Source organism: Variovorax sp. GW458-11-26-14-LB1, assembly GCF_059423965.1.
In genome coordinates, this window is sequence record NZ_JBWKYW010000002.1 from 143,992 (window position 1) to 168,407 (window position 24,416).

Consider the following 24,416-nt stretch of genomic DNA (forward strand, 5'->3'; position numbering starts at 1 on the left):
CGGTCAGCGGCCGGCTAATCGATCAACGCCACCGCCCGCCGCGCAAACCCCGCGGCCTGCGCGCCCACCTGCACCGCATCGGCCGCCGCCGCGCTGCCGCTCTTCGCACGCGCGGCGATGCCCTCGAGGATCACGGCAAAACGGAACAGCGAGAACGCCAGGTGGAAGTTGGTCACCGGCTCGGCGCAGCCGCCGGCCTGCTGGTAGTGGGCGATGTACTCGGCCTGCGTGGGAATGCCTTCGGCCGCGAGGTCGATGCCCTGCATGCCTTCGAACTCGTCGGCGCCGGTGTGCCAGGCCATGCAGTTGTAGGCCACGTCGGCCAGCGGGTGGCCCAGGGTCGACAGCTCCCAGTCGAGCACGGCGATCACGTGCGGCTCGGTGGGGTGGAACATGAGGTTGCCGAAACGGAAGTCGCCGTGCGCAATGGTGGTCTGGTCGCCCGGTGGCAGGTTGGCCGGCAGCCAGGCGATGAGGCGCTCGATGTTGGCGTCTTCGCGCGTGCGCGAGGCTTCCCACTGGCGGGTCCAGCGCGCGATCTGGCGCTGGAAGAAGTTGCCGGGGCGGCCGTAGTCGGTGAGGCCGACGGCGGCAAGGTCCACCGCGTGCAGGCGCGCCAGGGTTTCGGCCATGGCGAAGTAGTACGCGCGGCGCTCGGCGGGTGCGATGCCGGGCAGTGCGTAGTTCGACAGCACGCGGCCTTCGAGCTTCTCCATGACGTAGAAGGGCGTGCCCACCACGGCGCGGTCGTCGCAGTACAGCACGGTGCGCGGCACGGGCACGTCGGTGGCGGCCAGCGCGCGCAGCACGCGGTACTCGCGGTCGACCGCGTGGGCCGAGGGCAGCAGTTCGCCGGGCGGTTGCTTGCGCAGCACCAGCGCGCGGTTGTCGAAGTCGACGAAGAAGGTGGGGTTCGACTGTCCGCCGCCGATGCGCGCCAGGCGCATCGGGCCTTCGAGCTCGGGCAGCGCCTGCCGCAGGTGGCGCTGCAGGCGGTCGGCGTCGAACTCGATGCCTGTTGGGGTGGCGTCTGCAGCTGCGCTCATGGCCGGCGGAACACGGGCTCGCGTTTCTCCAGGAAGGCTTTCACGCCTTCGGCGAAATCGGGCCGGTCGATCAGCTCGCGCTGGCGCTCGGCCTCGTGGCGCATCTGGCCGACGAGCGACTGGCTCGCGGCCGATTCGTACACGGCGCGGATCTCGTGCGCCGCGTGCGCGGGCAGGCGCGCGAGCCGCTGCGCGACGGCCACGGCCTGGGCGCGCAGTTCGGTGTCGTCCACGCAGGCCCACACGAGGCCCCATTGCGCGGCCTGTTCGCCCGACAGGCGCTCGCCGAGCAGCGACATGCCGACGGCGCGCGCACGGCCCACGAGCCGCTCGAGGAACCAGGTCGTACCCAGGTCGGGCACGATGCCCAGGCGCGGCATGAAGGGCAGGTAGAAGTAGGCCGATCGCGCGACCAGAACGACGTCGGCGGCCAGCGCCACGCCCACGCCGGCGCCCGCGGCGGGGCCGTTGACGGCGTTCACCACGGGGAAGGGCATGCTGCGCAGGTCTTCGATGAGGCGGTTCGACATCGCCTCCATCGCGTCGGCCGTGCGCTGGCCCAGGCTGCCGGGCGCGCTGGCGTCCATGCTGCCCAGGTCGGCGCCCACGCAGAACGATTTGCCGACGCCGGTGAGAACCACGGCGCGCACCTCGCCCTCGTCGCGCAGCCGTGCGAGCCGCTGGCGCAAGGCCTCCTGCAGCGGCTGGGTGAGCGGGTTGAGGCGCGTGGGAATGTTGAAGCTGAGGATGGCGACGTCGCCGTCTCGCTCGTACAGAAGGGGGTCCTGGTCGTCAGGTTGGCTCATGGGTGGGCTCCGAAGGGCGTGAGTAGGCAAAGGAGGTTCACTTCATGTTCAGCGCGGGCCCGACCGGGTCGAGGTCCACGCCGTTGAAGCGCACGGGCTGCATCGACGCATAGGCGTGCAGGTCGGCGGCCGAGTTGGCCATGGCCACGCCGGGCAGCAGCATCGAGATGCGCGGGCTCTTGAGGGTGCTGGCGGCCACGCGCACGCTCTCGCGCGTGGGGTTGGCGCCGGCCTCGCGCAGCACGTGCGCCATGAGTTGCGCCACGATGTAGCCCGACACGCCACTGCCGTTGCTCGGATCGACGCCGCTGGCGTGGGTCTTGAGCAGCTCGAGGTACTCGAGCACCTCGGGGTCGCGGCTCCAGCGCGGGCTCATGGGCTCCTTGTAGACGGCGAGCGCGACCACGCCCTTGGCCTTGTCGGCGCCCGCGGGCTCGAAGGCCATCTTCACGGAGGCGGCGGCAAAGTTGAGGTAGCGGTCGGGCGTCCAGCCCACGTCGGCGACCTTGCGGATGGCCTGCGCGGCGGTGCGCGCGGTGGCGGCCATCACGAGCACGTCGGCGCCCGACGACTTGAGCTGCACCACCTGCGAATCGACGGTGGGGTCGGTCACCTCGAAGGTGGCCTGCGCCACGATCTTGGCCTTGCCCTGCTTCGACAGGCCTTCCTGCAGGCCCTTGAGCACCTCGCGCCCGAGGTCGTCGTTCTGCATGAGCACGGCGATCTTGGCGCCGGGGCGGTTGTCGATGATGTGGCGCGCGAACACGCGGCCCTCGCCCTGGTAGCTGCCGAGAAAGGGCACGGTCCACGGGTACTTGGCGGCGTCGTCGAACTGCGAGGCGCCCGACTGCACGAACAGCTGCGGCACTTTCTTGGCGTTCATGTAGCGCTGGATCGCCATGTTGGGCGCGGTGCCCAGGTTGCCGAAGATGGCGAGCACCTGGTCTTCCTCGACGAGGCGGCGCGCCACCTCGACGGTCTTGGGCGGCGAGTACTGGTCGTCGTAGATCAACAGGCGCACCTTGCGCCCGTGGATGCCGCCTTGCTCGTTGAGTTTCTTGAAGTAGGCCTCGGCCACCTTGCCGACCACCGAGTAGCCCGACACGGGCCCCGACAGCGGCATGGGCATGCCCAGCACGATCTCGGCGTCGCTCACGCCGGCCTCGGGCTTCTTCTGGGCCAGGGCCGGCAGGCTGATGCAGAGCGTGGCAAGGCCGGCGGCCAAGGCCGTGCGGCGGGAAAGCGGATGAACCATGTCGCGTGTCTCCTTCTGTGTTGCTGAGTGGCCGGATGGCCTGCGTCGTCAGTCGTCGTCGGAAAGCGGTTCAGGCCGTGGCCCGGTTCGGCCCCATGTAGCCGAAGAGGTGGCCCGCCACCTTGCGCATCTGGATCTCTTCGGAGCCCTCGGTGATGCGGTAGCGACGGTGGTGGCGGTAGATGTGTTCGAAGGGCTTGTGGCGCGAGTAGCCGATGCCGCCGTGCACCTGCATCGCGCGGTCGGCGGCCTCGCACACCAGGCGGTTGGCCCAGTAGTTGCACATCGAGACTTTGTCGGACAGCTGCTTCTCGACCTGCGGCTTGGGCATCTGGTCCATCTGCCACGCGGTCTTGCGGATGAGCAGGCGCAGCATCTCGACCTGCGTGGCCAGCTCGACCAGCGGAAACTGGATGCCCTGGTTGCGCGCCAGCTCCTCGCCGAAGGGCTTGCGCTCGCGCGCGTACTTCACGCTCTCACGCACGCAGTAGTCGGCTGCGCCCAGGCTCGACGCGGCCTGGCGGATGCGGTTCTCGTGCACGAAGTGCTGGGCAATGGCCAGGCCGCCGTCGAGCGGGCCGAGCACGGCGTCCTCGGGCACCCACACGTTCGTGAAGCTCACGCGCGGGTGGTCGGTGGGCATGTTGAAGGTCCAGAGGTACTCCTCGATCTTCACGCCCTCGGCCTGCGCGGGCACGAGCAAGGCGCTGATGCCGCGCGCGTCGCCGTCGCGCCCGCTGGTGCGCGCGAACAGCACGCAGTGCGTGGCAGTGTGCATGCCAGTGGTCCACATCTTTTCGCCGTCGATGCGAAAGCCGGCGCGGCCGTGGCGTGCTTCGGGCACGGCGCGCGTTTCCATGTGGGTGGCATCGGAGCCATGCTGCGGCTCGGTGAGACCGAAGGTGAGGCGCACGCGCTCGTCGAGCATGCCCTGTATGAGTTCGTCGCACTGCGCGGGCGTGCCGAAATCGCGAATGGCGAGCACGAAGGGGTTGTTGGCGACGATCGAATGTTCGTTCTGCAGGTCGTTGTGCAGCCCCAGGCCGCGCGCCGCAAAGTGCTCGCGGATCACGGCCATCCAGAGGTTGCTGCCGTCGCGCCCGCCGAACTCGGCGGGCAGCGCAAAGCGCAGGTGGCCCGCGCGGTCGGCGCGGCGGCGCGCCTCGGCCAGCAACGCTTCCCACTCGGGGCGCGGCAGGCCGCCGTTCTCGAAGTCGGTGCGGGCCCATTCGCGGCGGTGGTCGAAGAAGCGCTCGTTGTCGTCCTGCGCCTGCAGTGGTGCGATCTCGCGGTCGATGAAGGCGTCGAGCTCGGCGAGGTAATCGACGAGGTCGCGGGGCAGATCGAAGTCCATGGCTCAGTCCTTCTTTTTTGTGCCGGCGGCATAGCCGGGCTGGTCGATGGCGAGCTTGTCGCGTGTGGTCTGGCGCAGGTGGTCGATCAGGCCGGGGGTGGCGCAGTCGAGTTCGCCTGTGGCGATGCGGGTGCAGAGCAGGCGGTTGGCTTCGGCCAGGTCGGCAGGTGCGCCGGGGCCCAGCAGCGCGTGCAGTCGCATCAACTCACTGGCCTGCGCGACGGGGCCGAGCTGCACTTCGCGCCGCACGATGTCGAGCGTGTTCGCGGCCACGCGCGCGTGGAAGGCGACCTGCCCTTCGGTGGCCGGCACCACCTGCTCGCGCAGGAAGGCGGCGACGGCCTCGAGCAGCTCGGCGATGTCGGGGCGGTCCTGCATCAGGCGGCCTCCCCCTCGGGGGCGAGCAGCGCCAGCAGGTCCGACTCGGCCTCCGACGCGCGGCGGCCGATGGCGGCCTTCTCCACATCGCGCTCGCGACCGCTGAGCCAGGCATGCACCATGGCTTCGCAGACGATGCCCCACTTGAGCGTGCCCAGCACCTCCCACCAGCGCACGCGTTCCGCATCGACCTGCCCGCCTTCGGCCGTGTAGCCCTCGAACAGCTGCTCGCGCGTGCCGAAGCCGCCCACGGGCAGCGCGCCGTGGCCGAAGCGCCAGGAGCGCACGCACATCCAGCCGAGGTCTTCCATCGGATCGCCGAAATGCGCGAGCTCCCAGTCGAGCACGGCGCGCAGGCCCTCCTCGCCGACCATCAGGTTGCCGTTGCGGAAGTCACCGTGCACGAGCACCGGCACTTGCACGTCGGCCGGCGCGTGCGCGCGCAGCCAGCGGAACGCGAGTTCGAACACGGGGCGCTCGGTGCCGTGGCTGCGGTGCAGGCCGAGCTGGAAGTCGAGCTCCGCGCGCGCGGCGGCCGTGCGCAGCGTCGGCAGGTGGTGCGCGGGCAGGCGGTGGATGCGCGCCATGGCCGCGCCGCACTGGCGCGCGAGCACGCGGCGCGCGCCGGCCAGGCGTTCGTCGCGCACGATGCGGCGGCCCAGGGTCTCGCCCTCGATGCGGTCCATGACGAAGCCTTCGCCGAGCCCGTCGGCCGGCTGCAGCACATGGCGCACGCCCGGCACGGGCACGCCACCTGCGCGTGCGGCCTCGATGAGCTGCGCTTCCGCAGCCAGGCCCGCGGTGCCCAGGGCGCGCGCGCCGCTGGCATCGGCCGCGCGGCGCAGCACCAGCGGCCGGGCATGGCCCGCGCCGGTCGTCGTCACATCGAAAGCCCAGGTCTGCTGGCTGGCGCCGCCCGAAAGCCGGCGCACGGCCTGCACTGCGTGGCCATCGGGCACGAGCCGCCTGACCAGCCGCTGCAGTGCGTTCGCGATCAGCGTCGCGTCATCGTGCACGGGCGAAGCGTGCCTGGAGCTTGCGCAGCAGCCCGACCACGCCGCCGGGCATCGCGAACATGAAGGCGATCAGCACCACGCCGTACACCGCCCAGGGCGCGGCCTTGGAGACCTTCTCGGCCAGCGAGGGCACGAACATGATGAAGATCGCGCCGAAGATCGCGCCGTACAGCGTGCCCACGCCGCCCACCACGATGCCCACCAGCAGCGAGATCGACAGGAAGAGCGTGAACGAATCGGGCGCCACGAACTGCACCGCAATGGCCGACAGCGCGCCGCCCACGCCGGTGTACGCGGCCGACACGCCGAAGGTCATGGCCTTGTAGTGGCTGTTGTCCACGCCCATCGCCTCGGAGGCCATGGCGTGGTCGCGGATGGCGCGCATGGCCCGGCCACTGCCGCTTTGCAGCAGGTTGTGGGCAATGAAGAACATCACGACCGCGACGAACAACGAGAACAGGTAGAGCCACTGGTCTTCGTTCAGCGGCAGGCCGAAGGGCGCGGCGGGCTTCATGAGCACGATGCCCTGCACGCCGCCGGTCCAGGCCTCGAGGTGCTTGTACTTGAGCAGCTGCGGCATCGCCACGCCGAGCGCGAAGGTGGCCAGCGCCAGGTACAGCCCTTCGAGCTTGAGCGCGGGCCGCCCGAACAGGTAGCCGACGATCAGGCACACCACGGCCGCCGCCGGCACCGTGAGCCAGTACGGCACGCCCGCATGCTCCATGAGGATGCCGGTGGTGTAGGCGCCAATGGCATAGAAGGCGCCGTGGCCCAGCGAAATCTGCCCGTTGTAGCCCGTGAGGATGTTCAGGCCCAGCAGCGCAATGGCATACGAGATCACCATGGTCGCCTGGAACAGCTGGTAGCCGCGCGCCACGAAGGTGATGCCGATGGCCAGCACGATCAGCAGGCCGACCCACATGAGCGGCGAGCGCGAGGGCTTGGCGCTGGCGCGTGCATCGGCCGCCCCGGCGAGCGGTGCCATGGCGGTCGGCAGGGAGGAAGCTTGGGGAGAGTTCATGCGATCAGACCCGGGTGACCAACTTGCGGCCCATGAGGCCGGAAGGCTTGACGATGAGCACGCCGACGATCAGCACCAGCGCCACCGACAGCTTGAGTTCGGTGCCCACCACGTAGGTGCCGATGAGGTTCTCGAGCACGCCGACGATGAAGCCGCCGAGCACCGCGCCCACGGGGCTGTCGATGCCGCCGATGAGCGCGCCGGCAAAGGCGTACAGCAGCACGCCGGTCATCATGTGCGGGTCGAGGAAGACCACGGGCGCGACCATCATCCCGGCCACCGCGCCGATGGCGCCGGCCAGGCCCCAGCCCAACATGAGCATGCGCCCGACGTTGATGCCCACCAGCCGCGACGAGGCCGCGTTCTGCGCCGCGGCGCGCATCGCCAGGCCCAGCGGCGTGAAGCGGAAGAACGCGAACAGCAGCAGCACCACCAGCAGCGTGACGCCGATGGCGCCCATCTCGTGGGCCGACATCATGGCGCTGCCGAACCACGCGTCCGACGGGAACGGGCTCGGGAACTGCTTGATGGTGTAGCCGAAGAGCCAGCCCGCCAGGCTGTGGAAGATCACCAGGAGGCCGATGAACACCACCACCACCGACAGCGCCGGCTTGTCGTGCATGGGCCGGATGACGGTGAACTCCACCACGGCCGCGAGCACGAAGGACAGGGCCACGGTCGCCACGAAGGCGGCCCAGTACGGCAGGCCGGCCTGCATGAGGCTCCAGGCGATGAAGGTCGAGAACATCGCCATCTCGCCCTGCGCGAAGTTGATGTGGTGCGTGGCCTGGTAGATCATCACCAGCGCCAGCGCAACGCTGGCGTAGATGCCGCCGGTGGCCAGGCCCGCCAGCAGTTGGTGCAGGAATGCATTCATCGGTGTGAGGCCCTTATTCGCCCAGGTAGGCTTTGCGCACGGCGTCGTTGCGGCGGATGTCGGCGGCGGTGCCCCAGAGCACGATGCGGCCGGTTTCCAGGAGGTAGGCCGAGTCGGCCAGGTCGAGCGCGAGCCTGGCGTTCTGCTCCACCAGCAGGATCGACACGCGCTCTTCCTTGTTGATGCGCCGCATGATCGAGAAGATGTCCTTCACGATGAGCGGCGCGAGCCCGAAGGAGGGCTCGTCGAGCAGCAGCAGGCGCGGCTTGCCCATGAGCGCGCGGCCGATGGCGAGCATCTGCTGCTCGCCGCCCGAGAGCGTGCCGGCCTGCTGGGCGCGGCGCTCCCGCAGGCGCGGGAAGTAGTCGAACACGCGCTCCATGTCGGCGTCGATGCCGTCCCTGCTCGCACGCGCGTACGCGCCCAGCCGCAGGTTCTCCTCGGTCGTGAGGCCCAGGAAGGTGCCGCGCCCGTCGGGCACGTGGCCCACGCCGGCCTTGGCGATCTGCTCGGTGGAGCGGCCGTCGATGCGCTGGCCGGCCAGCATGATGCGGCCCTCGGTGCTCACCATCATCTGGCACAGCGCGCGCAGCGTGGTGGTCTTGCCGGCGCCGTTGGCACCCAGCAGCGCCACGACCTGGCCGGTGGGAATGTCGAGGTCGATGCCCTGCAGCACACGCGTCGGTCCGTACGCCGCATGCAGCCCGCGCACTTCGAGAATGTTGGTCGTCATGCCATCGCCTCCGCTTCTGCTTCCTCGCCCAGGTAGGCGCGGATCACCTCGGGGTGCGCGCGCACCTCGGCCGGCGTGCCCTCGGCGATCTTCTTGCCGAAGTTCAGCGCCACCACCTTGTCGGACACGCCCATCACGAGGCTCATGTGGTGTTCGACCAGCAGCACCGTCACGTTCAGGCGGTCGCGGATGTCGCGGATCAGCGTGCCCAGGCTTTCGAGTTCTTCGTGGTTCAGGCCGCAGGCCGGCTCGTCGAGCAGCAGCAGCTGCGGCTCGGCCGCCAGTGCGCGCGCCAGCTCGACGCGCTTTTGCGTGCCGAAGGGCAGGTCGGCCACTTCGCGTTCGGCCACGGCCTCGAGGTCGAGAAAGTGGATCAACTGGTCGGCCCGCGCCCGTGCCTGCGACTCGATGGCCGCCACGCCGGGCAGCCGGAAGGCGTTGCGCAGGAAGCCCGCGTGGTGCTTGCTGTGGCAGCCCACCAGCACGTTGTCGCGCACGGTCATCGTGCGAAACAGCGCCAGGTTCTGGAAGGTGCGCCCGATGCCCAGGCCCGCCATGCGGTGGCGCGGCAGGCGCGTGAGCGGATGGCCGTCGAACTCGATGCGGCCGGCGCTGCACTCGTACAGGCGCGAGAGACAGTTGAACAGCGTGCTCTTGCCCGCCCCGTTCGGCCCGATGAGGCCGCAGATCTGGCCCCGCCGCACGTCGAACGAGACGCCGTCGAGCGCCACGATGCCGCCGAAGCGCACCGACACCGCGTCGATGCGCAACAGGGGGGTGTTCTCTTTGTCTCCGCGATCGGTGTCATGAATCATGCGTCGATCTCTTTTTGTGAGGGAACGGAAAAGGTCAGCGCCGCCCCCGCGCGGGCGCTGCCAGGTGGCGGCGCAAAAAAGGCCGCCCGGCTTCGTCAGAGCCGTTCGATGATGGTCACATTCGCCATGCCGCCGCCTTCGCACATGGTCTGCAGGCCGTAGCGCTTGCCGCGCTGGCCCAGGGCGTTCACCAGCGTGGTCATCAGCTTGGTGCCCGAGGCGCCCAGCGGGTGGCCCAGCGCAATGGCGCCGCCGTTCACGTTGATGCGGGCCGGGTCGGCGCCCAGCGCCTTCAGCCAGGCGATGGGCACGGGCGCGAAGGCTTCGTTGACTTCGTACAGGTCGATGTCCTCGATCTTCATGCCGGCCTTTTGCAGCGCGCGCTGCGTGGCGGGCAGCGGGGCCTCGAGCATGATGACCGGGTCGTGGCCCAGCACGCTCATGTGGTGGATGCGCGCCAGCGGCTTCACGCCCAGCGTCTTCAGGCCGCGCTCGTTCACGACCATGAGGCCGCTGGCGCCGTCGCAGATCTGGCTGGCGGTGGCCGCCGTGCAGCGCCCACCTTCGGCGATGAGCTTGACGCCGGCGATGCTCTCCAGCGTGGCGTCGTAGCGGATGCCTTCGTCGGTGGTGTGCAGCTCGCCGGTCTCGGTGCCGTCGGCCATGCGCACGGCCACGGGCACGATCTCGCGCTCGAAGTGGCCGGCCTTCGTGGCGGCGATGGCGCGGTGGTGGCTTTCGAGCGCGTAGCGGTCGAGCGCGTCTTTCTCGATGCCGTAGTTGCGCGCGATCATCTCGGCGCCCGTGAACTGGCTGAACTGGATGCCGGGGTAGCGCTTTTCCATGCCGGGGCTCACGTAGAAGCCCAGGTTGTTCTTCAGCGGCAGCGTGGTGGGCAGGCCCATGGGCACGCGGCTCATGCTCTCGACGCCGGCGGCGATGACGATGTCCATCGTGCCCGACATCACGGCCTGCGCCGCGAAGTGCAGCGCCTGCTGCGACGAGCCGCACTGGCGGTCGACCGAGGTGGCGGGCACCGACTCGGGCAGGCGCGAGGCCAGCACCGCGTTGCGCGCCACGTTGGAGGCCTGCTCGCCGGCCTGGCCGACGCAGCCCATGATGACGTCTTCGATCAGCGCGGGGTCGGCATCGGTGCGCTCCACGAGCGCGTTGAGCACCTGGGCGGCCAGGTCGGCCGGGTGCCATCCAGCAAGGCGGCCGTTGCGGCGGGCGCCGGCGGTGCGCGCGGCGGCGACGATATAGGCTTCGGGCATGTGAAATCTCCGGTGATGGGTTCGGTTCGGCAGTCCAGCGCATTGTTGGCGCCGCGCCGCCGCGCAGCGTCGTCGGAACCGACGATTTTGGGCGGCGGCGCCTTGCGCCCCTACGCTCTCAGGCCTTGGCGAGGCGCTTGGCCATGCTCCAGCGGTGCACTTCCGACGGGCCGTCATAGATCCGGAAAGCCCGCATGTCGCGGAAGATGCGCGCAGCCACGGTCTCGTCCGACACGCCGCTCGCGCCGAGGATCTGCACCGAGCGGTCGACCACGCGCCATTCGGCCTCCGAGCACAGCACCTTGGCCACGCTCGACTCGTGCCGGCCCTTGCCGCCCTGGTCGAGCACCCACGCGCAATGCCAGATGGTCAGGCGCGAGACGTGCAGGTCCATCTCGTTGTCGGCCAGCATGAAGCCCACGCCCTCGTGCTCCACCAGCGCATGGCCGAAGGCCTGGCGGCGGCGGGCATAGTCGGCGGCGAGCTCGTGCACGCGGCGCGCGGCGCCGAGCCAGCGCATGCAGTGCGTGAGGCGCGCGGGCGCCAGCCGCACCTGCGCGTAGCGAAAGCCCTCGCCGATGGCGCCCAGCACGTCGGTGGCCGGCACGCGCAGGCCGTCGAAGCGCACCACGCCGTGGCCGCCGGTGAAGCAGCTGTCGAGCGCGTCGATCTGCCGTTCGATCACGATCTCGGGCTGGTCCATGTCGGCCAGGAACATGGTCGACGAGCCGTCCTCCATGCGCGCCATGATGATCGCGAAGCCCGCGCCGGTGGCGCCGGTGATGAACCACTTGCGCCCGGTGATCACGTAGTGGTCGCCGTCGCGCACCGCCACGGTCTGCATCATCGACGGGTCGGAGCCGGCGCCGGGCGGCGGCTCGGTCATGCAGAAGCACGAGCGCACATGGCCGTCGATGAGCGGCTGCAGCCAGCGCGCCTTCTGCGCCGGCGTGGCCACCACCTCCATCAGGTGCACGTTGCCTTCGTCGGGCGCGTGGATGTTGAGGGCCACCGGGCCGAGCGGCGAGTAGCCCGCCTCCTCGAACACGATGGCCTTGTCGACGTGCGACAGGCCCAGCCCGCCGTGTGCCTTCGACGCATGCGGCGTGAGCAGGCCGGCGCGGCGTGCGCGCGCCACCAGCTCGTCGCGCAACGCCTCGGCGGGGCCGTGCGAATCCTGCCGGGGGTCGGATTCGAGCGGAATCACCTCCTCGGCGATGAAGCGGCGCGTTCGTTCCTGCAGGTCGAGCTGGGCCGGGGTGAGGCTGAAGTCCATGGGGACGCTCCTTCTTTCTCTCTCAAATTCAAGGATGGACGGATTGAAGACAATGCGGCGCATGGTGCCGACGCGGGCGCGGGTTTCGAGTCGTGAGCGGGACAAGCCTGCCGGATTCGTCCGTTCCGACGATGCCGCGGCCCGGCCTGCGCCCAACACTGACACGCCATGAACACACCTGCAACCGACAACGACGCCGACATCCTCCTGCTCACCCGTCCGCAGGACGGCTGCGCCTGCCTCACGCTGAACCGCCCGCAGGCCATGAACGCCCTGTCGCTCGCGCTGCGGCGCGCGCTGGTGCGCACGCTCGACACGCTCGCGCAGGACGACAGCGTGCGCGTGCTCATCCTCACCGGCGCGGGCCGCGCCTTCTGCGCCGGCCTCGATCTGCGCGAGATCGACCCCGGCGCCATCACCGGCGACGCCGGCACCGACGTGGCCACCGCGCTCGCGAACTTTCCGCGCCCGGTGATCGGCGCCGTGAACGGCGCGGCCATCACGGGCGGCCTCGAGGTGGCGCTGGCCTGCGACCTGCTGATTGCGTCGAGCGAGGCGCGCTTTGCCGACACCCACGCGCGCATCGGCGTGATCCCGGGCTGGGGGCTGTCGCAGCGGCTGTCGCGGCTCATCGGCATTGCGCGTGCCAAGGAGATGGCCTTCAGCGGCAACTTCGTCGGTGCCGAACAGGCCGAGCGCTGGGGGCTGGTCAACCGCGTGACCACGCCCGAGCAGCTGATGCCTCAGGCGCTGGCGCTGGCCGCCGACATCGCGAGCGCGCTGCCCGAGATGCTGCCGGTCTACAAGCGCCTGATCGACGACGGCCATGCGCGCAGCTTTGCCGAAGGCATGGCGCTGGAACAGGCCGCCACGCGCGAGTGGGCCGCCTCGCTCACGCCCGAGGTGCTGCGCGCGCGGCGCGAGGCGGTGCAGGCGCGCGGGCGGGCGCAGAAGGGCTGACGACGGCCCTTCGCCCTTGCCTCAGCGCGGGCTTCACGTTGTCGGGGTCGCCCTGCAGCCGCGGCGTGTTGAAGATGCCCGCGACGATTTTTGATAGCCGCGCTGCCCAGGCGAAAGGCGGCTCGGCGACTCAACGCATCAACGGGAGATGCCGATGATCGGCAGGGAGAACTGGCTCATCCGGGGCCGCGATTCCCGACTTCCGTCCCTGGTGGAAATGGCCTTGTCAACCACGGTCGCTGCTGCTGCGGCGGTTGTTTCAATTGCGTTGACGGCATCTTTCGCGCTCTTTGCAACGCTCGGGTCTGGGCTATTCAGGTCCGGCAACGCCTTGGCCGTGCCCGCGGCGCTCTTCGCTTGCGCAACCAAGCTCTTGGCCTTTTCCAGATCACCACCGCTGCGGACCTCCTCAAGTGCCCTTCTCATCGTTTCGATGATCGTTGATGTCTTGCGTGCAACCTCCGAGGCGCCCACTCGATTCGCGGCGGCACTCTTGCTCTCCGCGTCCCTGATCTTGGCGTCCGCACTGGCCTTGGCAGACGTCGTCGCTTGCTGCAATTGCGTCGTGCTCGCGGGCGGTGCGGCGCTGGTCAGAGCCGACTTCCACCGACTTGCCACCTTGGAATTCTTCAATCCCAGCGGAAGAAAGATGTTGGAAAGACCCGCGATCCTAGTCGTGTCCAAGGCAACGCCGCTTGCGAGCGTCAGGTTTCCATCCTCCGGCTTCAGGAAGCGCCCGTAGATCCTGATCGCATCGCTCTCGGAGACGGGTTTGCCAAGCTCGCGCTCCAGCTGAGCCAAAACGCCAAGGACTTCAAGATCGGCCCCGTTGTCAGGTGCGATCTCTGCGACGACCTGAGCCTTGCTGAGTGCGTCGTTGACAAGTGCACGGATTTTTGCCGGCCGGCAGATCGACTGATAGCCCAGCAGGATGTGCATGGCATTCATATGGTCGAGCACCGTCCCCTGCAAGCCCGTGTTGACCTCTCTCATGAAGAGTTCTTGCGACGCATGAACGAGCTTGACGATCGAGGTTCCCGCGTCAGCGAAGAGATACGCCGTCGAGTACGCGTCCATGCTCGCACCCGCGAAGCTGAAGGCGGAAGCCACGCCAGCAATTTGCTTGGCGGAATTGCCGGTAATACCCATCAATGCCGATGAGACCCCGCCGAGAAGATTGGTCTGCTGCCGCACGTGGCCTGCGGCTTGGTTGCTCTGACCGATGGCGTCCAGGTACTCCTCGCAGCGAAGCTCGATCAGAATCCGTCCCGCGTCAAGCAGGGCCAGGGCGTCCTCGGAAGTGGCGGTGAGCTCGGCACTGGTCTTGTACCGCTCGTAGAAGTCCTCCACGGCGTGCGAGAGAACCGTCTTGCTCTCCGGCAGTGAAACCTGCGCGAAGGTCGGTTCTGGCATGGTCGCCTTCAACGACGAGCATCCCCCCAGTACCACGACCACGCAGAGGGACAGAACACGGCGCACCCACGCGGAACTCCCGACGATTCTTGTTCTCATGGTTTTCCTTGAAGCTGCGATCCCCCGATCGCAAGGCGATGCTAGTGATGGCCGAAAAGCAGAACATCCCACGTTCAGGGGACGCATTTCCTCAGGCCATCCGCTATTCGCGTTGGCGCGCGGCGAGTTCCCACACCTTCCCATGTGAGGAACGCGCACCCCGAGTCATGCATTCAAGGTCATTCCATGTCTGGCATCTGCCTCAACAGAATCTGTTCGAGGCCTGCGGTACTCAGCGCGGCGCCATCCGGATCGCGCCGTCCAGCCGCACGCTCTCGCCGTTGAAGTAGCCGTTGGTGATCATCAGCTCGGCCAGCGTCGCGTACTCGGCCGGGTTGCCCAGGCGCTTGGGGAAGGGCACCGAGGCGGCCAGCGCGGCCTTCACGTTGTCGGGCGCGCCCTGCAGCAGCGGCGTGTTGAAGATGCCCGGCAGGATGGTGTTCACGCGGATGCCCTCGCCCATGAGGTCGCGCGCGATGGGCAGCGTCATGCCGACCACGCCGGCCTTCGAGGCGGTGTAGGCGGCCTGGCCCATCTGGCCGTCTTGTGCCGCGACCGAGGCGGTGTTGACGATGGCGCCGCGCTCGCCGTCTTCCAGCGCATCGAGCGTGAGCATGCCGGCCGCCGACTTGGCGATGCAGCGGAAGGTGCCCACGAGGTTGATCTGGATGATGCGGTCGAAGTTGGCGAGCGGAAAGTGCTTGATCTCGCCCGAGGCCTTGTCGCGGCTCGCGGTCTTCACCGCGTTGCCGGTGCCGGCGCAGTTGACCAGCACGCGCTCCTGGCCGTGCGCGGCACGCGCCTTGGCAAAGGCCGCGTCGACCTGCTCTTCCGACGTGACATCGACCTTGCAGAACACGCCGCCCAGTTCCTTGGCCAGGGCCTCGCCCTGCTCCACGTTGAGGTCGAACAGCGCGACCTTCACGCCGTGGCTGGCCAGGCGGCGCGCGGTGGCGGCCCCCAGGCCCGAGGCGCCGCCCGTGACGACGGCGGCAATGCTGGAATCGAGTTGCATCTCTTGTTGTCCTTGGATAGAGAGAGAAAGGAAGAAAGAAAACCGAAAACGCCTGCCGTTCAGACCGGGTAGTAGCGCAGCTTGCGCGCCGCCATCTCGCGCATGCGCGCCGTGGGCACATACGGCGCGCCGAGCGCCGCATGCTTGTCGCACAACGCGACCACGCGGTCCAGCCCGAGCCAGTCGGCGTACTTGAGCGCCCCGCCCGCATAGGCCGGAAAGCCCACGCCGAGCAGCAGCGCCATGTCGAGCTCGGCCGGCGTGGCGACCACGCCGTCTTCGAGCGCGTGCGCGGCCTCGACGACCATCGGCAGCATCATGCGTTCGACGATCTCCGTGTCCGCGAAGTCGCGCCGCCCTTGCGGCTGCAGCGTGGCGACCAGCGCATGCGCCTCGGGCGCGGCCGACTTGCGCGGGCGGCCCGTGGGGTCGTTCTCGTAGCGGTAGAAGCCGGCGCCGTTCTTCTGGCCGTAGCGCTTGTTCGCCACCATCAGCTTCACGGCATTGCGCTCCAGGGCCGGCATGCGCTGCGGGTAGCCCGCGGCGATCACGTCGCCCACGTGCGCGCCCACGTCCATGCCCACCACGTCCTGCAGGTAGGCCGGGCCCATGGGCCAGCCGAAGGCCTCCATCGCGCGGTCGACCGCCTCGAAGTCGGCGCCATCGGCCACCAGCTGCACGAAGGCGTTGATGTACGGCGTGAGGATGCGGTTGACCAGGAAGCCCGGGCAGTCCTTCACCACGATGGGCGTCTTGCCCATGGCCACGGCATAGCCCACGGCTGTGGACACGGCAGCATTGCTCGTCTTCGCGCCCTGGATCACTTCCACCAGCTGCATCACCGGCACGGGGTTGAAGAAGTGCATGCCGACAAAGTCCTCGGGCCGCGCGAGCGGCTGGGCGATGTCGTCGATGCGCAGGCTCGAGGTGTTCGAGGCGATCACGGTGCCGGGCTTGACGCTGCCTTCCAGCGCGGCCAGCACCTTGCGCTTGACCTCGAGGTTCTCGACCACGGCCTCGACCACGCAGTCCACCGTGTCGAAGCCGGCCTCGTCGAGCTGCGGCACGATCGACGCTTGAATGGCGTCGGCCTTGGCCTGCGCGAGCCGGCCGTTCTTCACCTGCTTGGCGAGCTGCTTGCCGGCCTCGGCCATGCCCAGGTCGAGCTGCGGCTGCGCGATGTCCTTCATGCGCACCGGCGTGCCGCGCAGCGCGCTCGTGTAAGCGATGCCGCCGCCCATGATGCCGGCGCCGAGCACGGCCGCCTGCTTCACGGGACGGCCTTCGCGCGCGTGGCGCTTGTAGAGCTTCTTGAGCGCCTGGTCGTTGAGAAAGGCCTGCACCAGCGAGGCGGCGGCCTGCGTCTTCGCGACGCGGCCGAAGGCGGCCGACTCGAGGTCGAGCGCGCCCGCGCGGTCGCGGCTTGCGGCCTCGGCCATCATTTCGAGCGCGATGAGGGCTGCAGGCTGGTGCTTGCCGCTGCGCGCCGCCACCTGCGTGCGCGCGGCCTCGACCAGCGCACCGGCCTCTTGCTTCGGCAGCGCCAGCGGCGCGCGCTTGCGTTGCTGCGCCGCCTGCCAATCGACCTCGCCGCGCACCGCACGCTGCAGCAGCGCGAGCGCACGGTCGCGCAGGGCCTCGGGCGCGGCGACCTCGTCGGTCACGCCCGCGGCCAGCGCGGCCGGCGCCTTGGCCGGCTTGCCGCTCGCCACCCAGTCGATGGCCGTGGCCAGGCCGGCCAGGCGCGACAGCCGCACCGTGCCGCCGAAGCCCGGGAACAGGCCCAGCTTCACCTCGGGCACGCCGACCTGGGCCGTGTCGGCCATCACGCGCAGCGGCGCGAGCATCGCCAGCTCCAGCCCGCCGCCGAGCGCGAAGCCGTTGATGGCGACCACGCTGGGCACGGTCAGGTCCTCGAAGGCGTTGAACAGCTCGTTGCTGGCGCGCACGCCGCGCGCGATGTCGGCCTCGGCCTGCTGGAAGGTGGCGCCGAACTCGGTGATGTCGGCGCCGACGATGAACACGTCTTTCGTGCTCGTCACCAGCACGCCGCGCACATCGGGCGAGGCCGCGATGCGTTCGGTGGCCTGGCGGAACTCGTCGACGGTGCGTGCGTCGAGCTTGTTGATGGCCTCGCCGCGCCGGTCGAAGCGCAGCTCCACCAGCCCGTCCTGCAAGGGCAGGACTTCGATACTTTCGCCTTGGAACAAAGGGGGTCTCCTCGCGGCCGGCGACGCGCCAGCCTGTGGGAAAAAGTTTAGGGACGCGCCCTGCGCGCAGGCATCGTCCGAAGCGACGATTACAGGCGGCCGCGCGCCTGCAGGTAGTCGCGCACCGCCTCGGCGGCGGGGTCGCCGACCACGGCGAATTCGTCGGTGAAGAAGATCGGCGAGGCCGCCAGGTCGATGAAACGGCGCTCGTCCGCGAGCAGCTCGGCGCTCGCGCGGCGGGCTTCTTCGCGCCGCGCACCGGTGCGCGCCTCGAGGCTGTCCCACCACAGCTCGGCCACGCCGTCGAAGGGCGCCGGGCTGCCGCGCGGCACGGCCAGCGGCTGCACGAGTGCGTCGTCGAGCGTGTGCGACTGCACGTAGCGCCGCAGGCCGAGCACCTCGGCACGTTCAGCGACGAGCGGTGCATGCAGGTGTCGCCAGTGGTGCTGGAACTGCGCGCGGTCCAGGTGCGGCAAGCGCCGCAAGCAGAAGACGAGCTTGATCATCGGCGCACCCGGATCAGGCCTTCCTGCGCCACCGAGGCCACGAGCCGGCCGGCGCGGTCGAACAGCGCACCACGGCAGAAGCCGCGCGCATGCTCGGCCGAGGGCGAGTCGGCGTCGTACAGCAGCCAGTCGTCGCAGCGGAAATCGCGGTGGAACCACATCGCGTGGTCCAGGCTCACGCCCTGCACGCCCGGTTGTTGAAACGCCAGGCCGTGCGGCTGCATCGCCACGCCCATGAAGCTGTAGTCGGAGGCATAGGCCAGCATCGCCTGGTGCAGCAGCGGGTCGTCGGGCAGCGCGTCGGCGGTGCGCAGCCAGAGCTGGCTGTGCGGCGGGCGCGGGCCGGCCGTGACGGGGTCGCGCGGATCGACGTAGCGGAACTCGATGGGCCCCTCGACGCGCACGCGCGGGCCGGCGCGCGGCGTGAGGTCTTCGGGCGGTGGCGCCTCGGGCATGGCGCACTGGTGCGACACGCCCTCTTCGCGCCGGTGGAACGAGGCCGACATGTGGAAGATCGGCTCGCCATGCTGGATGGCGACCACGCGCCGCGTGGTGAAGCTCGCGCCGTCGCGGATGCGGTCGACGTCGTAGACGATGGGCGCGGCCTTGTCCCCCGCGCGCAGGAAGTAGCCGTGCAGCGAATGCGCCGCATGCCCGTCGACCGTGCGGGCCGCCGCCATCAGCGCCTGCCCGAGCACCTGGCCGCCGAAGACGGCGGGTGCGCCGATGTCGGTGCTGGTGCCGCGAAACAGGTTCTTCTCGAGCTGTTCGAGCTGCAGCTGCGCGACCAGCGACTGCAGCGCTTGCGCGCGGCCTGGGCTCACGCGGCGTGCTCCGCGGGATAGAACGGCGTGTTCGATTGCGCGCGTTGGCGCAACGCAGCCGTGGGCTTGAAGCGCCCGCCGTGGCGCTCGGCCAACGCATCGCAGCGTGCGACGAAGGCCGCGAGGCCGACGGTCTCGATATACGAGAGCGTGCCGCCGGTCCAGTCGGGGTAGCCCAGCGCGAGCACGGCGCCGAGGTCGGCCTCGACCGGCTGCTTCAGCACGCCTTCTTCGAGGCAGCGCGCCGCTTCGAGCGCGAGCAGCGACAGCAGGCGTTCGCCGACGGCGCGTGCATCGGGTTGCGACGCAGTGGCTTGTTCCGCCGTTGCATCGGCGGTCAACGGACTCTCGCCCAACCCGGCCTGCCGCGCAGCGTTCGCGATGAGCGCAGGCGACACGCCTTCACTCAATAGCGCCACACCTTCACTGCGGTACAGCTGCCGCAGCCGTTCGACATACGCAGCATTGACTGCACTCAAGTCGCCCTTGCGCCGCAGCGCCGCGCCCCGGTTCACGAACAGCGTGCGCATCAGGTTGCGCGCCACCGGGCCGGCCAGCAAGGGGCCGAAGCACTGCGCCTCGACCGCCAGGCCCGCGTCCATCGGCAGCTGCGTGCCTTCGTACACGGCCGACAGGATCGCCAGCGGCGCGGGCAGCTGGTCGTGCGTGTCGCGCCGCACCTGCGCCAGCGTGGCGCCGAAGCTGGCGCCCGCATGCGGTGCGAGTGCGCCCGCGCCGCCCGGCACCTGGAAGCCCTTCACGTCCCACGGCTGCTGGCCGGCGTCGGGGTGGTCGAGCACCCAACGGCGCGCGACCTGCACGAGCTGATCGGCCGGCGCAAGCGCATCGACCATGCCCAGCGCCAGTGCCTCGGCCGGCGCCACGTGCCGGCCCGACAGCAGCAGCGGCAGCGCGCGCGCAATGCCGATGAGGCGCGGCAGCCGCTGCGTGCCGCCGCCCACGGGCAGCAGGCCGACCGTCACTTCGGGCAGCCCGACCACCGCGCGCGGCTCGTCGAGCAGCACGCGGTGGTGGCAGGCCAGCGCGAGCTCGAAGCCGCCGCCCAGCGCCACACCGTTGATGGCCACCGCCACGGGCTTGCCGCAGCGCTCCAGCTCGCGCAACGCGCGCCCGCCGGGTGCGATCGCCTCGATGGCCTCGGCCGCGCTACCGCCCGTGGCATGAAAGCCCACGAGGTCCTTCAGGTCGGCCCCGGCCATGAAGCCGCTGGCCTTGCCCGAGGTGATGACCGCGCCGCGCACGTCGGCGCGCTGCGCGATCTGCGCCACGGCCTCGCGCAGTTCGGCCGTGAAGCCGGGCGTGAACACGTTCATCGGCCGCTCAGGCACGTCGAGGGTGAGGAGCGCGACGCCGTCGGCATCGACCTCGAATCGGATGTGGGAAGGCATAGGAAAAAAGGAAAGAGAAGACGTGCTGCTCAGACGCGCTCGATCACCAGCGCGGTCGACTGCCCCGCCGCGGCGCACAGCGTGACCAGGCCCAGGTGGGCGTCGCGCCGCTCCAGCTCGTCGAGCAGCGTGCCCGTGAGGATCGCGCCGGTCGCGCCCAGCGGGTGGCCCAGCGCGATGGCGCCGCCGTTCACGTTGATGCGCGCGGGGTCGATGTCGAAGTGGCGCGCATAACGCATCGGCACCACCGAGAAGGCCTCGTTCACTTCGAACAGGTCGATGTCGCCGATGGCCAGGCCGCAGCGCGCCAGCAGGCGCTCGGTGGCGGGCATCGGGCCGCCCAGGCTCAGCAATGGTTCGTCGGCGCACGAGGCGCTGCCGACGATGCGCGCGCGCGGCTTCAATCCGTTGCGCGTGCCGTAGTCGCGGTTGCCCAGCAGCACCGCGCAGGCGCCGTCGACGATGCCGCTCGAGTTGCCGCCGGTGTGGATCGGCGCGATGTGCGACAGCTGCGGATAGCGCTGCAGCAGGATGGCTTCGTAGCCCTGCGCGGCCACGCCGGCGAAGGCAGGCTTGAGCTTGGCCAGGTCGGCCATCGTGGTGCCGGGGCGGTTGGCCTCGTCCTTCGCGAGCACGGTGCGGCCGAGCCGGTCGCGCACCGGCACGAGCGAGCGGTCGAAGCGGCCCTCGGCCTGCGCGACGGCGGCACGGCGCTGGCTTTCCATGGCGTAGGCATCGACCGCCTCGCGGTCCACGCCGTCGAGCATGGCCATGAGGTCGGCCGCCACGCCGTTGGGGATGTAGGGGTAGCGCTGGCCCACGGCGGGGTCGGTGTAGACCGCGCCGCCGTCGCTGCCGATGGTCACGCGCGACATCGACTCCACGCCGCCGCCGATCACCGCGTCGGCCTGGCCCGAGGCCACGAGGCCGAAGCCCATCTTCAGCGTGTCGAGTGCCGAGGTGCAGAAGCGGTTGAGCTGGAAGCCCACCACGCTGTCGCCGTAGCCGGCCGACAGCAGCGCGACGCGCGCGATGTCGGCGCCCTGCTCGCCCACCGGCATCACCACGCCCAGGCCCACGTCCTCGATCTGCGTGGGGTCGAGCGCATGGCGTTCGCGCAGCGCCTGCAACACCTGCGTGGCCAGCTGCACCGGCGTGATGGGGTGCAGCGCACCGTCGGCGCGCCCCTTGCCGCGCGGCGTGCGCACGTGGTCGTAGATGAAAACGTCGTCGGTCATGGGCAGGGCGCTGCCCGGGTGCGCAAGGCCACCGGATGCAGGGGAATTCAGTTTGTCTGCGGCCAGTTTAGGAAGCAGAATCGGTTGCCGGAATCGTCGGAAGCGACGGAATTTCCAGGCACTCACTCCCCCTTCGCGATGCCTGCTCCAGCCCCCGTTCCCCCTTCCTCGCTCCGGATTCTCGAGACCAAGCTGAACCCGCCCGCCTTCGTGGCCACGCAGGTGCCGCGCACCGCCATCAGCGAAGAGATCGCCGCCGCCACCGTCAAGCTCGTGCTGGTGCGCGCGCCCGCCGGCTTCGGCAAGACCACCGCCATGGCGCAGATCCGCGAGCGCATGGACGCGCAGGGCATCGCCACCGCCTGGCTCACGCTCGACCGCGCCGACAACGACGTGTCGCGTTTTCTCAACTGCCTGGCCGAGGCCGTGCAGCGCATCGGCGTGGACGAGCCCGCAAGCCACGCGCCCTTCGACGCCGTGGCCGCGCTGGCCGCGCACGACTCGCCCTTCACGCTCTTCCTCGACGACTTCGAGGTGGTGCAGGAGCCCGCCGTGCTGGGCCTCGTGCGCGAGCTGGTGGAGCACCTGCCGCGGCGCGGTCAGATCGTGATCGGCTCGCGCAGCCTGCCCGACCTCGGGCTGGGCCGGCTGCGCGCGCGCGGCCAGCTCATCGAGATCGACACCGACCGCCTGCGCTTCACGCTGGAAGAAACCAGCGCCTTCATCGGCCTGCGCCAGGCGCATGCGCCGCACGCCGCCGCGCAGCCGCCGCAGGCGCTGCCGGCCGACATGCTCTCGCAGCTGCACCGCAAGACCGAAGGCTGGGTCGCGGCCATCTGGCTGGCGTCGATGGCGCTGGAGCGGCACGGCATCGAGACCGGCTTCATCGAGCGCTTCTCGGGCTCCGACCGCGCCGTGGCCGACTACCTGGCCGAAGACGTGCTCGCGCACCAGCCGCCCGAGATTCACGACTTTCTGCTGCGCACCAGCATCCTGCGCCAGCTCGACGCCTCGGTGTGCCAGGCGCTCAACCCGCGCGGCGACAGCGCCGTCATCCTCGAGCAACTGGCCGCCGCCAACCTGTTCCTCACGCCCGTGAGCGGCGATGCCGGCGGCGAGGTGCGCGCATGGCGCTACCACAGCCTCTTTGCCGACTTCCTGCGCGCGCAGCTGGCGCGCGAGCGGCCCGGCGAGCTCGCGCGGCTGCACCTCGCGGCCTCGGGCTGGTACGAGTCGCACGGCCGGCCCGTGCCCGCCATCGACCACGCCATCGAGGGCGGCGACCACCCGCACGCGCTCACGCTGCTCGACAGCTACGCCGAGCAGTTCCTCGAGCAGGGCCGCATGCGCATGCTGGCGCGCTGGTTCTCGGCCATCCCTGAACATCAGCTGCGCGAACATCCGTTCCTGCAGCTCATCGCGCTGTGGGCCACCTGCTTCACGCACGGCCCGTGGGACGCCATGCGGCTGCTCGAGCAGTCGGGCTGCCTCGACAGCCCCATTCCCGAGGTGCGCGCCAACGCCCACACGCTCATTCCGCTGCTGCTGGCCATGGAAGACCAGCACGACGCCGCGTATGAAGCCGGCCGCGAAAGCCTCGCGCGCCTGCCCACCGGGCTGGCCTTTGCCGAGGGCGTGCTGCTCAACGCGATGGCCCACATCCTCGCCGTGCGCGGCGACCAGCGCGAGGCGCAGCGCCTGCTCGAGGCCGCGCGGCGCGAACAGGGCAACAGCACCTTCAACCGCATGTACACCGAGTCGCTGGCGGGCCTGTTCGACCTCACCGAAGGCCGGCTGCGCCAGGCCACCGCGCGGCTGCGCATGGCGGTCGACTCCACGCATGCCGTGTCGTACAACCACAGCCACGGCAACGCCTGGGCCGGTGTGCTGTACGCGGGCGCCGTGTACGAAACCAACCAACTGGTGCAGGCCGAGCACCTGCTGAACGTGTACCTGCCGCTGGCGCGCGACGTGGGCCTGCCCGACCACATGATCCTGAGCCACGTCATGCGCTCGCGCATCGCCTTCCATGCGGGCGACATCGACGCCGCGTTCCAGGCCCTGACCGAACTTGAGTACCTGGGCCACCACCGCCAGCTGCCGCGCGTGGTCGCGGGCGCCAAGCTGGAGCGCGCCCACATGCTGCTGCTGCAGGGCAACGGCCCCGCCTCGCGCGACGAGCTGCAGCGCGCCGACGACCCCGAGCTGTGGGAGCGCGAGCGCCGCCAGCGCCTGCCCGCGCACGACCTCGACTACCTCGCGCTCGCGCGGGCGCGCTGGGACATCGCCTTCGGCGACGCGCGCGCGGCCCTCACCGTGCTCGACGCCGAGCTGCACGCCGCCGTGGCCGCCAACCGCAACCGCCGCGCGCTCAAGCTGCGCGTGCTGCGCGCGCTGGCGCTGCAGCGCGCAGGCGACCTCGCCACCGCCATCGAAGAGATCGGCGCCGTGCTGCAGGCCGCGAGCCAGGAAGGCTTCGTGCGGCTGATCCTCGACGAAGGCCCGGCCGTGGGCACGCTGGTGCACCGCTATGCCGCAGCGATGCAGCAAGAAGCGGGTGCCGTGGCGCCCGTGCTGCGCAGCGACCCGATCCTGGCCGACTACCTGCAGCGGTTGCTGCAGGTGCTGGGCCCGCCGCCCTCGCCGATCGATGCCGAGGCGCCCTCGGGCGATGCGACCAAGGAGCCGCTCACGCGCAAGGAGATCCGCGTGCTGCAGCTCCTGGCCGAGGGCTACTCGAACAACGCCATGGGCGAGAAGCTGTTCGTGTCGGAGAGCACGGTGCGCACGCACCTGCGCAACATCCACATGAAGCTGGGCGCGAAGCGGCGCACGGAGGCGGTGGCGATTGCGCGCAAGCTCGGCGTGATCCGCTAGCCAAAAAAAAAGGG

At 70.0% G+C, this 24,416-nt stretch carries 21 protein-coding genes; 2 read left to right on the plus strand and 19 right to left on the minus strand.

Features of this window, described 5'->3' with window-relative positions; genetic code table 11:
• Positions 1 to 14: 14 nt before the first annotated feature.
• The 12 genes from AC07YS_RS02070 to AC07YS_RS02125 form a co-directional block, all read right to left on the minus strand.
• The gene (locus AC07YS_RS02070; RefSeq protein WP_495267039.1) at positions 15 to 1,046 is read right to left on the minus strand and encodes a phosphotransferase family protein; all 1,032 of its coding nucleotides are present in this window, start codon (positions 1,044 to 1,046) and stop codon (positions 15 to 17) included.
• Positions 1,043 to 1,852, minus strand: coding sequence for an enoyl-CoA hydratase-related protein (locus tag AC07YS_RS02075; RefSeq protein ID WP_495267038.1), 810 nt, complete (start codon positions 1,850 to 1,852; stop codon positions 1,043 to 1,045). The genes AC07YS_RS02070 and AC07YS_RS02075 overlap by 4 nt, the downstream gene beginning before the upstream one ends.
• Before the next feature lie 37 nt (positions 1,853 to 1,889).
• The gene (locus AC07YS_RS02080) at positions 1,890 to 3,107 is read right to left on the minus strand and encodes an ABC transporter substrate-binding protein (RefSeq protein WP_495267037.1); all 1,218 of its coding nucleotides are present in this window, start codon (positions 3,105 to 3,107) and stop codon (positions 1,890 to 1,892) included.
• A gap of 70 nt (positions 3,108 to 3,177) precedes the next feature.
• On the minus strand, positions 3,178 to 4,461 hold the full coding sequence (locus AC07YS_RS02085; RefSeq protein ID WP_495267036.1) for an acyl-CoA dehydrogenase family protein: 1,284 nt from the start codon (positions 4,459 to 4,461) through the stop codon (positions 3,178 to 3,180).
• Between the two features lie 3 nt (positions 4,462 to 4,464).
• A complete protein-coding gene (locus AC07YS_RS02090; protein ID WP_495267035.1) occupies positions 4,465 to 4,839 on the minus strand; it encodes a DUF6285 domain-containing protein in 375 nt (124 codons plus the stop codon).
• Positions 4,839 to 5,855 carry a phosphotransferase family protein gene (locus tag AC07YS_RS02095; RefSeq protein WP_495267034.1) on the minus strand — a complete coding sequence of 339 codons (1,017 nt, stop codon included), beginning with the start codon at positions 5,853 to 5,855 and terminating at the stop codon, positions 4,839 to 4,841. The genes AC07YS_RS02090 and AC07YS_RS02095 overlap by 1 nt, the downstream gene beginning before the upstream one ends.
• Complete coding sequence (locus AC07YS_RS02100; protein ID WP_495267033.1) at positions 5,845 to 6,876, minus strand: branched-chain amino acid ABC transporter permease; 1,032 nt, start codon at positions 6,874 to 6,876, stop codon at positions 5,845 to 5,847. The genes AC07YS_RS02095 and AC07YS_RS02100 overlap by 11 nt, the downstream gene beginning before the upstream one ends.
• Positions 6,877 to 6,880: 4 nt before the next feature.
• The gene (locus AC07YS_RS02105; RefSeq protein WP_056577629.1) at positions 6,881 to 7,753 is read right to left on the minus strand and encodes a branched-chain amino acid ABC transporter permease; all 873 of its coding nucleotides are present in this window, start codon (positions 7,751 to 7,753) and stop codon (positions 6,881 to 6,883) included.
• A 13-nt stretch (positions 7,754 to 7,766) separates the two neighbouring features.
• On the minus strand, positions 7,767 to 8,486 hold the full coding sequence (locus AC07YS_RS02110; protein WP_495267032.1) for an ABC transporter ATP-binding protein: 720 nt from the start codon (positions 8,484 to 8,486) through the stop codon (positions 7,767 to 7,769).
• Positions 8,483 to 9,301 carry an ABC transporter ATP-binding protein gene (locus AC07YS_RS02115; protein WP_062478152.1) on the minus strand — a complete coding sequence of 273 codons (819 nt, stop codon included), beginning with the start codon at positions 9,299 to 9,301 and terminating at the stop codon, positions 8,483 to 8,485. The genes AC07YS_RS02110 and AC07YS_RS02115 overlap by 4 nt, the downstream gene beginning before the upstream one ends.
• 95 nt (positions 9,302 to 9,396) lie before the next feature.
• Positions 9,397 to 10,575 (minus strand): acetyl-CoA C-acetyltransferase, encoded by a 1,179-nt coding sequence (locus tag AC07YS_RS02120; RefSeq protein WP_495273874.1) that lies wholly within the window; start codon positions 10,573 to 10,575, stop codon positions 9,397 to 9,399.
• A gap of 118 nt (positions 10,576 to 10,693) precedes the next feature.
• The gene (locus AC07YS_RS02125) at positions 10,694 to 11,851 is read right to left on the minus strand and encodes an acyl-CoA dehydrogenase family protein (protein WP_495267031.1); all 1,158 of its coding nucleotides are present in this window, start codon (positions 11,849 to 11,851) and stop codon (positions 10,694 to 10,696) included.
• A 168-nt stretch (positions 11,852 to 12,019) separates the two neighbouring features.
• On the opposite strand from AC07YS_RS02125, the gene AC07YS_RS02130 reads away from it, so the two are divergent.
• A complete protein-coding gene (locus AC07YS_RS02130) occupies positions 12,020 to 12,811 on the plus strand; it encodes an enoyl-CoA hydratase (protein ID WP_495267030.1) in 792 nt (263 codons plus the stop codon).
• Positions 12,812 to 12,949: 138 nt separating this feature from the next.
• Here AC07YS_RS02130 and AC07YS_RS02135 read toward each other — a convergent pair whose 3' ends face one another.
• The 7 genes from AC07YS_RS02135 to AC07YS_RS02165 all read right to left on the minus strand — a co-directional run bounded on the left by AC07YS_RS02135 (position 12,950) and on the right by AC07YS_RS02165 (position 21,525).
• A complete protein-coding gene (locus AC07YS_RS02135) occupies positions 12,950 to 14,224 on the minus strand; it encodes a hypothetical protein (RefSeq protein WP_495267029.1) in 1,275 nt (424 codons plus the stop codon).
• Between the two features lie 331 nt (positions 14,225 to 14,555).
• Positions 14,556 to 15,338 carry an SDR family NAD(P)-dependent oxidoreductase gene (locus tag AC07YS_RS02140; protein ID WP_062478161.1) on the minus strand — a complete coding sequence of 261 codons (783 nt, stop codon included), beginning with the start codon at positions 15,336 to 15,338 and terminating at the stop codon, positions 14,556 to 14,558.
• 59 nt (positions 15,339 to 15,397) lie between these two features.
• Complete coding sequence (fadB, locus tag AC07YS_RS02145; RefSeq protein WP_495267028.1) at positions 15,398 to 17,548, minus strand: fatty acid oxidation complex subunit alpha FadB; 2,151 nt, start codon at positions 17,546 to 17,548, stop codon at positions 15,398 to 15,400.
• Positions 17,549 to 17,637: 89 nt separating this feature from the next.
• On the minus strand, positions 17,638 to 18,054 hold the full coding sequence (locus tag AC07YS_RS02150) for an EthD domain-containing protein (RefSeq protein WP_495267027.1): 417 nt from the start codon (positions 18,052 to 18,054) through the stop codon (positions 17,638 to 17,640).
• Positions 18,051 to 18,878 (minus strand): acyl-CoA thioesterase, encoded by an 828-nt coding sequence (locus AC07YS_RS02155; protein WP_495262420.1) that lies wholly within the window; start codon positions 18,876 to 18,878, stop codon positions 18,051 to 18,053. Before AC07YS_RS02155 ends, AC07YS_RS02150 begins: the two co-directional genes overlap by 4 nt.
• Positions 18,875 to 20,287, minus strand: a complete 1,413-nt coding sequence (locus tag AC07YS_RS02160; RefSeq protein ID WP_495267026.1) for an enoyl-CoA hydratase-related protein — start codon at positions 20,285 to 20,287, stop codon at positions 18,875 to 18,877. Before AC07YS_RS02160 ends, AC07YS_RS02155 begins: the two co-directional genes overlap by 4 nt.
• Before the next feature lie 29 nt (positions 20,288 to 20,316).
• Positions 20,317 to 21,525, minus strand: a complete 1,209-nt coding sequence (locus tag AC07YS_RS02165) for an acetyl-CoA C-acetyltransferase (protein WP_495267025.1) — start codon at positions 21,523 to 21,525, stop codon at positions 20,317 to 20,319.
• Between the two features lie 138 nt (positions 21,526 to 21,663).
• On the opposite strand from AC07YS_RS02165, the gene AC07YS_RS02170 reads away from it, so the two are divergent.
• Positions 21,664 to 24,402, plus strand: a complete 2,739-nt coding sequence (locus AC07YS_RS02170) for a winged helix-turn-helix domain-containing protein (protein WP_095746849.1) — start codon at positions 21,664 to 21,666, stop codon at positions 24,400 to 24,402.
• Positions 24,403 to 24,416 lie beyond the last annotated feature (14 nt).